This is a genomic window from Streptomyces sp. NPDC047974, from assembly GCF_040653375.1.
Lineage (GTDB): Bacteria > Actinomycetota > Actinomycetes > Streptomycetales > Streptomycetaceae > Streptomyces.
On record NZ_JBEZNU010000006.1, the window covers coordinates 19134 to 29579 of the forward strand.

The 10446-nt window shown below is 76.5% G+C and carries 5 protein-coding genes and 1 pseudogene; 5 read left to right on the forward strand and 1 reads right to left on the reverse strand.

What is annotated here, in order from left to right; genetic code table 11:
• Positions 1–71 precede the first annotated feature (71 nt).
• Positions 72–692, forward strand: a complete 621-nt coding sequence (locus tag AB0E19_RS10950) for a TetR/AcrR family transcriptional regulator (protein WP_362176664.1) — start codon at positions 72–74, stop codon at positions 690–692.
• Positions 693–1264: 572 nt separating this feature from the next.
• On the opposite strand, the gene AB0E19_RS10955 is transcribed toward AB0E19_RS10950, so the two are convergent.
• Complete coding sequence (locus AB0E19_RS10955) at positions 1265–4630, reverse strand: FHA domain-containing protein (protein ID WP_362176667.1); 3366 nt, start codon at positions 4628–4630, stop codon at positions 1265–1267.
• 625 nt (positions 4631–5255) lie between these two features.
• Between AB0E19_RS10955 and AB0E19_RS10960 the strand changes: the two genes are divergently transcribed.
• The 4 genes and pseudogenes from AB0E19_RS10960 to AB0E19_RS10975 all read left to right on the forward strand — a co-directional run.
• Positions 5256–7031, forward strand: a complete 1776-nt coding sequence (locus AB0E19_RS10960; RefSeq protein WP_362176670.1) for a serine/threonine-protein kinase — start codon at positions 5256–5258, stop codon at positions 7029–7031.
• 148 nt (positions 7032–7179) lie between these two features.
• The gene (locus tag AB0E19_RS10965) at positions 7180–8430 is read left to right on the forward strand and encodes a serine/threonine-protein kinase (protein WP_362176673.1); all 1251 of its coding nucleotides are present in this window, start codon (positions 7180–7182) and stop codon (positions 8428–8430) included.
• A gap of 85 nt (positions 8431–8515) precedes the next feature.
• Positions 8516–9625 carry a peptide chain release factor 2 gene (prfB, locus tag AB0E19_RS10970; RefSeq protein WP_362176675.1) on the forward strand — a complete coding sequence of 370 codons (1110 nt, stop codon included), beginning with the start codon at positions 8516–8518 and terminating at the stop codon, positions 9623–9625.
• 365 nt (positions 9626–9990) lie between these two features.
• Positions 9991–10446, forward strand: a pseudogene (locus AB0E19_RS10975) (hypothetical protein); the annotation flags it as partial.

Here is a 10446-nt window from a genome sequence, read left to right on the forward strand (position 1 = left end):
GAGGTTAGGACGCTCGTACGTCGGAACGCAACCGTCTCGTCGTGACGTAACCGTTGGTTAGGATGCCGTTCATGAGCAACCCCACGCCCCGTCGGGCGCCCGCCGGAGCCGCCGTGCTCCGCGAGGACGTCACCGAGGCCATCCGGACCGCCGTCTTCGAGGAACTCGCCGCCGTCGGCTTCGCCCGGATGTCCATCGAGGGCATCGCGCGGCGCGCGGGCGTCGGGAAGACGGCGGTCTACCGGCGCTGGAAGTCGAAGCTGGAACTCGTCCTCGACCTGGTCGGGGCGGTCGCCGCGCAGGGGCTGCCCGCGCCCGCGACCGGCTCCCTGGAGGGGGACGTGCGCGCCCTCCTCACCGTCACGGCGCACGCGCTGCGCCACCCGATCGCCTCGCAGGTCGTGCCCGAGCTGCTCGTCGAGGCGGCGCGGCAGCCGGAGATCGCCGCGGCGGTGCGGGGGGCGCTGCTCGACGGGCAGGAGGGGGTCGTCGCGCAGATCGTCCGCGAGGCCGTCGCCCGCGGCGAGCTCCCCGAGGGCACCGACCCTGCCCGTGCCCTCGACCTCATCGTCGGCCCTCTGTACTGGCGGCTCGTCGTCGTCCGCACGGACCCCCCGGAGGGGTACGTCGACGACCTCGCCCGGGCGGCCCTGGCGGGGCTGCGGACGCTGGGGGGCGGGACGGGGCGGTGACGGGCGGGGGCTGAAGGGGCGGTGCGGGGCGGCCTGGGTGCGGCTTCGGCTTCGGGTGCGGCCGGGCGTGGGCTGCGGGTTCGGGCGGGGTACCGCTGCGCGGGGCCTTCCCCCACCCCGCCCCTTCCCGAAACCGGGGCGAGCCCCCGGGCCCCCTGGGCCTTAGAGCTCGGCCCCGGCCTCAGGGCTCTGCCCTGGGACCCAGGGCTGTGGCCCCCTGGGCCCCGGACCCTGGGCCCCGGTCCCCCGGACCAGCGGGCTTCGCCCCGCAAGGCGCGCTGTTGCGGCGCGGGGCGGTGTCGGGCTCGGTCGGGTGCCCCATGCCCCATGCCCCATGCCCCGTGCCCCGTGGCCGCCGGCTTTCGGCGCCGCGAGGCCCATAAGGCGCGCCGCGCCTTATGGGCGGCCGTGAGGCGGGGCCGCAGTGCCACCGCTGCTTCGGCCGCAGGACCGGGCCCAGGGCCGTCGGTGGGACGGCGCGGCGGCTTGTCGGCTGTAGAGAGCCGGTCCGTGGGGTGCGCTCCGGTGCGGGGTCCTGTCCGAAGAGCCGTCGGTGGAGCGGGCTCCGTTCCTCAGGCGTGGGTCAACGGGGGCATGGGGGTGGCTTCCACCGAGCGGGCCGCGCGGTCCAGGGCGCTGGCCAGGAGGGCGAGGTCCGTGGGGCCGTTGCCGAGTTCGCGGACCGGGCGGCGGGTGGGCGGGTCGCCCATGCGCTCCCACTCCAGGGGGACGACCGTGGGGCGGAGCGTCGCCGTGCGCGGGATCCTGCCCGTGACGCGGCCCGCCTGGAAGGGCGTCACGCGCCCGTCGGGGTGGCCGAGGCGGCCCCGGCCCGGTGCCGGGACGTCGGGGCCCGGTGTGCTCGGCGGGGCGTCCAGGACGACGCGGAGGCGGGCGCCGTGCGCCAGGTCCGTGTCGGCGGTCCGGTCCGGACGGGCGGAGGTCGCGATCAGGTGCACGCCGAGCCGTTCGCCGTGCCGTGCGACCGCCTCCAGGGCTCGGACGACCGAGCCGGCGGCCGGGCGTCCCGGTGCGCCCAGGGCGGGGGCGACGAGGGCGTCGTAGTCGTCCACGAGCACGACGAGCCGGGGCAGCGGTATCCGGGGCGCGCCGGGGCGCGCCGCGGCCAGGTGGGACTCCTCGCTCGCGGGGCGCGGCACGCGCGCACCGGCCGGCCCGGGCCGGCCCTCGTCCGTCCGCAGCGTCCGTCCGCTGGCCCGTTCGCCGAGGTCCGCCGCCCCCGACGACCGTCCGCCGAGCCGTCCGCCCGTCGGGGAGGAGAGGTCGCCCGCGCCCGGGTACGCCGCCCGGGGGGCGCGGGTCAGGCGGTCGCTGGGGGTGTCGGGGAGGTCTTCCGCGGTGCGGGGGTACTGGTAGGGGGTGCGGGCACCGGGGGTGGTGTCGCCCACCGAGCCGGCGCCGGTGCGCAGGGTGCGGCCGCTGGGGCGGTCCGTGAGGTCGGCGGCGCCCCGGGCGGGGAGCTGCTCGGCGGCGCTCGGGGAGCGCTGGCCGATGAGGGTGCGGGTGCTGCGGAGGTCGGCGATGTCGCCGTCGCCGAGCAGTTCCGCGCGGCGCTTCAGCTCCGCGCCCAGCGCCTGGGCGAACTCCCGCATGCGGACCGGGTCCGAGGCCACCAGGTGCTCGGTGACGTGCGGCAGCTCCGTACAGGGCGTGAGGCCCTCGCCGCGTTCGCCGCCCGCGCCGTCCACCAGCAGGAGGCCGAGCCGGTCCGGGCGGCCGCCGGCCGCGAGGGACGCGGCGACGGCGCGGAGGAGTTCCGTGCGGCCGCTGCCCACGGGGCCCTCGATGAGCAGGTGGGGGCCCTCCGCCGTGAGGTCGACGGCGAGCGGGCCGCGCGGGCCCGCGCCCAGGATCGCCGTGCCCTCGCCGGCCGACGCCCAGCGGGCCATGAGGGACGCCGGGGTGGCCCGGGCCAGGCCCAGCTCGTCCAGGAGGCGGGAGGAGAGCGGCAGGGCGGCCGTCCGGCCCGGGGCCGTCGCCGCCGCGTCCGTACGCAGGGGGGCCAGCGCGCGGCCGAACCGCTCCGCCCAGGCGACGGAGACCGCGTCCACGACACCGACCGTGCCGTGGCCCGCGGCCCGCCCGCCGGAGGTCCGCAGCAGCCGCAGCGCCGTCGCCACGTCACCGCTGAGCAGCGCCGCCGCCCCGCACTCGCGGAAGGCGAGGGAGGCCGCGCACGCCGTCTCGTACGTCGCGGCGACCGGCGACGCGGGGGAGGCCGAGGGCGCCTCGGCCAGGCAGACGAGGTGGATGCCGGCCGCCGCGCCCGCGCCCGCGAGCCGGGCCACCGTCTCGCGCAGCGCCGCCGTGCCGGGGTCGCCGTCGACGACCACGACCGTCGCCGGACCCGTGTACGCCGCCGCGGCCTCGGCGACCGCCGCCCGGTCCGCGCTGGCCCAGCCCGGTCCGAGCGGGCCGTCGTCGAGCCGGCGGGTCAGCTCGGCCGTACGGGCCTGCGCCTGCTCGCGGTCGTACGCGAGGAGCAGCCGGCAGTCCTGGCCGTGCGCCGGCCGCGTGTGCGGGAGCCAGCCGAGCCAGCCCCAGGCGCGCCGCCGCTCCTCCAGGGGGCGGTTGCGGTCCGCGCTGACGAGGACGATCTCCAGGTCGGCGGGGGAGTGCAGCGCGGCCAGCTGGGCCACCACGGCCCGGGCCAGGCCGGCCAGCCGGTCCGCCGGGCCCGCCAGGCCCAGGGAGCCGGCCTCGCGCAGGCCCACGGTGACGGGCACCCCGGACAGCTCCGCGCGGTCGGCGGTGCCGAGCCGGACGGTCAGGGCCTCGGGGTGGTCCGGCGTCCGCTCCCACAGCCGGGGGCCGGGGCCGAGCGCCGTGAGCAGCACGGCCGCCGGATCGGGCCAGGTGTCGGGCGCGGCGGTCTCGCCGGGGGCCTCGGACGGCCAGGGCGATGCGGCGGGCGCCGGGGACGGCCCGGCGCCGGACGCCGGGTCGGCCTCGCGCGCGCCGGCGAGCCGCCGCGCCCACGCGCCGAGCCCGCGCCGGCCGCTCCTGCGGGTGGCCGGTCCCGCCGGGTCGGTGTCGTCGGGGAAGGCCGTGCGCACGTGCGCGTGCGTCGCGCCGCCGTCGCCGCCCTCGGGTTCCCGTGCGCGCCTGTGGCCGGCGTCCGTCCAGGTGTCGACGGGGTCGGGAGCGGGGGCGGCCGGCGGCGCGCCGGGCGTCCCGGGGATGCGGCCCGCCCACGCGTGCGTGCCGGCGTCGCCGTCGCCGCCGGTGCCGTCCTCGGCGGGCGCGGGAGCCGGGGGCACCCGCAGGTGCCCCTCGCCGTCGGGGGAGGTGGGGAGGGGCCCGGGGTCCTCCGCGGGGTCGTGCGGGGCGGTGAGGCGGAGGGTGGACTCGCCGAGGCGGAGCAGGGCGCCGGGGCGCAGCCGGACGGGGCGGGCGCCGACGGGGGCGCCGTCGAGGGTCGTGCCGTTGGTGGAGCCGAGGTCGGCGACGGTGATCCGGCCGTCGCCCGCGACGGTCACCGTGCAGTGCGCGCGGGACACGTCCGGGTCGTCCAGCGGCACGTCCGCCTCGACGGAGCGGCCGATCCTGATCGGCCCGCCGTGCAGCAGGTGCACCCCGCCCGCGTCGGGGCCCGCGACCACGTGCAGCCGGGCGGCGGAGCCGGCGGTGGCGAGGTCGGTCCGGTCGTCCGGGTCGGGGGCCTGGAGGGCGAGGACCGCGCCGTCCACCAGGGGAGGCTCGCCCAGCACGCAGCGGCGGGCGTCCAGGCGCTCCGCGCCCGCGTACAGCACGGGCGTGCCGGTGCCGCCGGCCGTGTCGGGGCCGGTGACGGCGGCGGCGAGGTTCGAGGCCACGGCGGACAGCGCCGTGCCCGCGGGGGCCGTGACGAGCACGTCGCAGGCGCGCCCGGCGCCGTGGCCGGCGTGCGGCGCGAGGACGGTCAGCCGGATCTGCATCGCCGTCAGCGGTCCCTTCTGCGCGACATGCCCGGCAGGGGACCGCCCCGTTCACCCCCCACCCGGCACGGACGCGTCGCCCGGTACAGGTCGGCACGGCGCGGGGGCTCCCGACCCCACCGATGCGACGTGCTGGAGGCATCCTCGCACCTGCCGCCGACAACCTGCCGCCGGGTCACCCCGAAGTGATCTTGAACGGTCGTCCCCGGTCGTCCGGTGTGACGCGAAAACGCCAGGTCGACCCCGGGCGTGGGGCCGGTGTGGCAACCATCCGGGCCGGGGGAGCGTCTTCTTCCGGACAAGTTCGGACGCCACCCGGGCGGGTGCCCGCGCCGGGATCCGGGCGGGATTCCGGCGCGGGGCGCGGGCGGGGAAGGAAAGCCTTCGGCCATCCTGCGGGTCGGCCCCCGGGCCCTCCGCGACCGTCCGGCGGTTCGAACGCGTCAGCGGAAATCCGCCTGTGGACGACCCGCCGACGACCCGTTCGGCGGCACTAGAGTGGGTCGGACACCCGGACGGGTCGGAAGAAGAGAAGCAAGAGGCCTTCGGGGCCCGGCTCGGTCGCACCGAGCGGGACCGGCCACCCAGGACCACGATCAGCCACGATCAGCAGGGAGCGCGTGACGTGCGGCCTATCGGCAGCAAGTACCTGCTCGAGGAGCCGCTCGGCCGCGGCGCCACGGGCACCGTCTGGCGAGCCCGCCAGCGGGAGACGGCGGGCGCCGAGGCGGCCGTGGCCGGCCAGCCCGGCGAGACCGTCGCGATCAAGGTCCTCAAGGAGGAGCTGGCCAACGACGCGGACATCGTGATGCGCTTCCTGCGCGAGCGGTCCGTCCTCCTCCGGCTCACGCACCCGAACATCGTGCGCACCCGCGACCTGGTCGTCGAGGGCGACGTCCTGGCCCTGGTCATGGACCTCGTCGAGGGCCCCGACCTCCACCGCTACCTGCGGGAGAGCGGCCCGCTGACCCCGGTCGCCGCCGCCCTGCTCACCGCGCAGATCGCCGACGCGCTCGCCGCCAGCCACGCCGACGGCGTCGTCCACCGCGACCTCAAGCCGGCCAACGTGCTGCTCGCCGAGCGGGACGGCGCCATGCACCCGATGCTGACCGACTTCGGCATCGCCCGCCTCGCCGACTCCCCGGGCCTCACCCGCACCCACGAGTTCGTCGGCACGCCCGCGTACGTGGCGCCGGAGTCCGCCGAGGGCCGCCCGCAGACCTCCGCCGTCGACATCTACGGCGCCGGCATCCTGCTGTACGAGCTGGTCACCGGCCGTCCGCCGTTCGCCGGCGGCACCGCCCTCGAAGTCCTCCACATGCACCTCAGCGAGGAGCCCCGCCGCCCGTCCACGGTGCCCGCGCCCCTGTGGACGGTCATCGAGCGCTGCCTCAGCAAGAACCCCGACCACCGGCCCAGCGCCGTCAACCTGGCGCGCGGTCTGCGCACGGTCGCCGCCGGCATCGGCGTGCACTCCTCGCCCGCCCAGATCGAGGCCGCCGAGGGCGTCGGCGCCCTCCTCGCCCCGGACCCCGACCCGGCGCAGGTCCCCGGCACGCCCGGCGCCGCGGACCCCACGCAGGTGCTGCCCGCCGGCTCCGGAGCGCCCGCGGCCTTCGACCCGGCCGCCGCCACCAGCGTCCTGCCCACGAGCGGACCGGCCGGTGCCGCGGACCCGACCGCGGTGCTGCCCGCGGGCGGCCCCGCCGGCGCGGCGGACCCGACCGCCGTCATGCCCGCCATGCCGCCGAACCCGCCGGCGGAGGACCCGCACCCCTGGCAGACCCAGCTCCGCGCGGCCCGCGACCGCAACGAGCAGACCCAGGTGCAGTACCTGGACCCCAGCGAGGACCCGCTGCGCCGTCGCCCCGCGCGCCGCCCGCAGCAGCCGCCGCAGCCCCCGCCGTACCAGCAGGGCCCCCCGCCGCAGCAGTACCAGCAGCAGCCCCAGGGCTACCCGCAGCAGGGCTACCAGCAGCCCCAGCAGCCGCCGCCGTACCAGCAGCAGCAGCGCCCGGCGCCCCAGCGGCCCGCCCCGCAGCCGTACGCGCCGCCGCAGCCCCCGCCCCAGCAGTACGCGCCGCCCCAGCAGCCGCAGCAGCCCCAGCGGCCGCAGCCCCAGCCGCCCGCCCCGCGTGAGCCGCGCCCGCCCCGCCAGCGGAGTGCCAACCCGGTGCGGATCCCCGGCCTCGGCTGCCTCAAGGGCTGCCTGATCATGGTGGTCCTCTTCGTGGTGGCCGGCTGGCTCGTCTGGGAGCTCACCCCGCTCCAGGACTGGATCGCCCAGGGCAAGGGCTACTGGGAGGCCATCGGCGACGGCATCTCCACCGTCACCGACTGGATCTCCACCATCGGGGAGGCCACCGGCTCCTCCGGCGGATCGGGCGGCACCGGCCAGTAACCGCCGGTACGGAAGGCGTACGGCCGCGGGAAACGCGGTCGTACTGCCGATTTATCGACTTCCGAGGGGTGATTTCCCTCCGGGAGTGACGTCCGGCGGCCAGGGACGCGTAACTTTGACGCGAACCGCAGCCGCTGAGGGAGCAGTCTTGGCACGGAACATCGGCAGTCGCTACACCACCCACCAGATCCTCGGGCGGGGCAGCGCCGGAACGGTGTGGCTCGGCGAGGGCCCCGAGGGGCCCGTCGCCGTCAAACTGCTGCGCGAGGACCTGGCCTCCGACCAGGAGCTCGTCGGCCGCTTCGTGCAGGAGCGCACCGCCCTGCTCGGGCTCGACCACCCGCGCGTGGTCAAGGTCCGCGACCTCGTCGTCGACGGCAACGACCTCGCCCTCGTCATGGACCTGGTCCGCGGCACCGACCTGCGCACCCGCCTCGACCGGGAGCGCCGCCTCGCCCCCGAGGCCGCCGTCGCGATCATCAAGGACGTCGCCGAGGGCCTCGCCGCCGCCCACGCGGCCGGCGTCGTCCACCGGGACGTCAAGCCGGAGAACATCCTCCTCGACATGGAGGGCCCGCTCGGCCCCGGCGGCGCCCACCCCGCCCTCCTCACCGACTTCGGCGTCGCCAAGCTCATCGACACCCCCGGCCGCACCAAGGCCACCCGGATCATCGGCACCCCCGACTACCTCGCCCCCGAGATCGTCGAGGGCCTGCCGCCCCGCGCCGCCGTCGACATCTACGCCCTCGCCACCGTCCTGTACGAGCTCCTCGCCGGCTTCACGCCCTTCGGCGGCGGCCACCCCGGCGCGGTCCTGCGCCGGCACGTCACCGAGACCGTCGTCCCGCTCCCCGGCATCCCCGAGGAGCTGTGGCAGCTGCTCGTCCAGTGCCTCGCCAAGGCCCCCGCCTCCCGGCTGCGCGCCTCCGAGCTGGCCGCCCGCCTCGCCGACGTCCTGCCGCTCCTCAAGGGCATCCCGCCGCTGGACGTGGACGAGCCCGACGCCGAGCCCGCGCCCCAGGTGTCGTACGAGGACCCCGCGTACGCCACCTCCACCGGCGCGCCCGCCGACACCGGCCGCCGCCGCGCGGCCGTCCCGCTGGTGCCCGGTGCCTCCGCCGACTCCCACCGCGACACCCACACCTCCATGCGGGTGCCGGGCCCCGACGAGCTGTCCGGCGGCCCGCACGGCACCGCCCGTGCCCCCCGCCCGGCCGGCGCCCGCAGACCCGGCTCGGCCCGCAACAAGGCCGGGGCCGTCCGCAAGCGCCGGATCGTCCTCGGCATCGCGGCCGCCGTCGCGGCGGCCGCGCTCGGCACCGGCGGCTACCTCGCGCTCGCAGGCGAGGACGGCGCCCCGCCGCAGGACTCCCGGCCGACGTCCCAGCCCGCGCCGTAGCCCCGGGGCACCTTTCGGATCGGGTTGTCCACAGGCCGGACGGCCGTAGGTTCGGCTCGGGGCCGGGAGCCGTTACGCTGGACGCGTGGCAGTCGTCGATGTATCCGAAGAGCTGAAGTCCCTCTCCTCGACCATGGGGTCGATCGAGGCCGTCCTGGACCTCGACAAGATGAGGGCAGACATCGCCGTGCTCGAAGAGCAGGCCGCGGCCCCGTCCCTCTGGGACGACCCGGAGGCGGCGCAGAAGATCACGAGCAAGCTTTCCCACCTCCAGGCCGAGGTCCGCAAGGCCGAGGCGCTGCGCGGCCGCATCGACGACCTGGGCGTCCTCTTCGAGCTGGCCGAGGCCGAGGACGACGCGGACACCCTCGCCGAGGCGGAGGCCGAGCTGACCTCCGTGCGCAAGGCGCTCGACGAGATGGAGGTCCGCACCCTCCTCTCCGGCGAGTACGACGCGCGCGAGGCGCTGGTCAACATCCGCGCCGAGGCCGGAGGCGTCGACGCCTCCGACTTCGCCGAGCGCCTCCAGCGCATGTACCTGCGCTGGGCCGAGCGCCACGGCTACTCGACCGAGATCTACGAGACCTCGTACGCGGAAGAGGCCGGCATCAAGTCGACCACCTTCGTCGTCAAGGCGCCGTACGCCTACGGCACCCTCTCCGTCGAGCAGGGCACCCACCGCCTGGTGCGCATCTCGCCCTTCGACAACCAGGGCCGCCGCCAGACCTCCTTCGCGGGCGTCGAGATCCTCCCCGTCGTCGAGTCCTCGGACCACGTCGAGATCGAGGAGTCGGACCTCCGCGTCGACGTGTACCGCGCCTCCGGCCCCGGCGGCCAGGGCGTCAACACCACCGACTCGGCCGTGCGCATCACGCACCTCCCGACCGGCATCGTGGTCTCCTGCCAGAACGAGCGCTCGCAGATCCAGAACAAGGCGAGCGCCATGAACGTCCTCCAGGCCAAGCTCCTGGAGCGCCAGCGCCAGGAGGAGCGGGCCAAGATGGACGCCCTCAAGGACAGCGGCAGCTCCTGGGGCAACCAGATGCGGTCGTACGTCCTCCACCCGTACCAGATGGTCAAGGACCTCCGTACGGAGTTCGAGGTCGGCAACCCGCAGTCGGTCCTGGACGGCGAGATCGACGGCTTCCTGGAGGCCGGCATCCGCTGGCGCAAGCAGCAGGAGCAGGTGAAGTAACCGCCCCGCAGCGATCGTTTCCGGGCCCCGCACCTCTCGGTGCGGGGCCCGATGCGTTCGCCGCTGCAAGCGGTCGGCGGGTGGTCCGGGCGCTTTGTCGACAAGGGAACTGCCGTCGCGAACCCCGTAGTTCAGGGTTTACGTCACAGTTGCATCGTCACATGCCGTCCAACTGGTGATCTTTCGGGCATCGCACGCGCAACGGCCTTGACGCCACTTCGGAAACTCGGAAGGGTGGCTGGATGGCATGCGCATATCTGGGGCGCGTGTGAACGGGGGCAGGTCCAGTAACCATGACGCTTCCCGTGCCCGGGGCCCCTGGCGCTGCCCCATGACGAGATGAAGCTACTGGGGGTAGCAACCAGATGACCAACAAGACGCGAGTCCGCCTGGCGCGAGTCGCGGCCGGTGCCGTGATCATCGCCGGTGCGTCCCTGACCGCGGCGGGCGCCGCGCAGGCCGTCAACAGCGAGGACGCCGCGACGCTGGAGGTGACCGTCGGCGCGCTCGGCGACAGCGACGGCAACACCAGCATCGGTGACACCGAGGGCGGCGAGAACGGCGACAGCGACGGCGGCGACTCGTCCGACGGTGGTGCCTCCACGGACGGTGGCGCTTCGACCGACGGTGGTGCCTCCACGGACGGTGGCGCTTCGACCGACGGTGGTGCCTCCACGGACGGTGGCGCGTCCACCGACGGTGGCGCTTCGACCGACGGTGGTGCCTCGACCGACGGTGGCGCGTCCACCGACGGTGGTGCCTCCACGGACGGTGGCGCTTCGACCGATGGTGGCGCGTCCACCGACGGTGGTGCCTCGACC